This is a genomic window from Aquimarina sp. RZ0 (assembly GCF_008370685.1).
In the GTDB taxonomy this organism is placed as follows: domain Bacteria; phylum Bacteroidota; class Bacteroidia; order Flavobacteriales; family Flavobacteriaceae; genus Aquimarina.
Genome location: NZ_VTZU01000243.1, coordinates 1 through 783, shown reverse-complemented (window position 1 = coordinate 783; position 783 = coordinate 1). Strand labels below are relative to the sequence as shown.

Below are 783 nucleotides of genomic sequence, written 5' to 3'. Positions count from 1 at the left end.
TAGAGTTAGATGCAGCCTTGAGTGCTTCGATTCATAAGGTATGTCAAAAAGAAGGTGTTACCTTGTTTATGTTTTTATTGTCAGCATTTAAGGTGTTATTATCCAGATATAGTGGTCAGGAAGATATTTGTGTTGGTAGTTCTATAGCGAATCGTACCCAATCAGAATTAGAAGGGATGATCGGCTTTTTTGTCAATACCTTAGCCTTACGTAGTAATGTAGTTAGTACTTCGAGTTTTAAAGCACTATTGGATGATGTAAAAACAACGACCTTAGCGGGCTATGATCATCAGTTAGTTCCTTTTGAAAAAGTAGTAGATCGAGTAGTTAAGACCCGAGATATGAGTATGACTCCATTATTTCAGGTGATGTTTGATTTGCAGAATACCTCTAAAGGCGATGATGTGTATCTCGACTTAGGGGATGTCAAGGTTTCTTCTTATGATCATACATCAGGTACCTCACAGTTTGATTTGACTTTAAATGCGGAGGAGATTGATGGTGTTATCGTATTGGATATGGAGTACTGTAGTGCATTGTTTGATGGCTCTACCATAGAGCGTATGTTAGTTCATTACCAAGAGCTTTTACATAGCGTTGTGAACAATATTGATCAGCAGATCGGATCTATATCAATATTACCAGTAGGTGAAAGAGAACAATTACTCTCCGGTTTTAATGCTACTGCTGTAGCTTATCCCTTAGAAAAGACGGTTGTTGATTTGTTTACTTCTCAGGTTGCATTGACCCCAGAAGCTACGGCTTTGGTGTTTGAGGGCGTAT

The 783-nt window shown here is 38.3% G+C and carries 1 protein-coding gene; it reads left to right on the top strand.

Annotated elements, in window-relative coordinates; genetic code table 11:
• Nucleotides 1–783 (top strand): condensation domain-containing protein (locus F0000_RS27500; protein ID WP_255452943.1); only part of this gene is annotated, 783 nt, incomplete at both ends.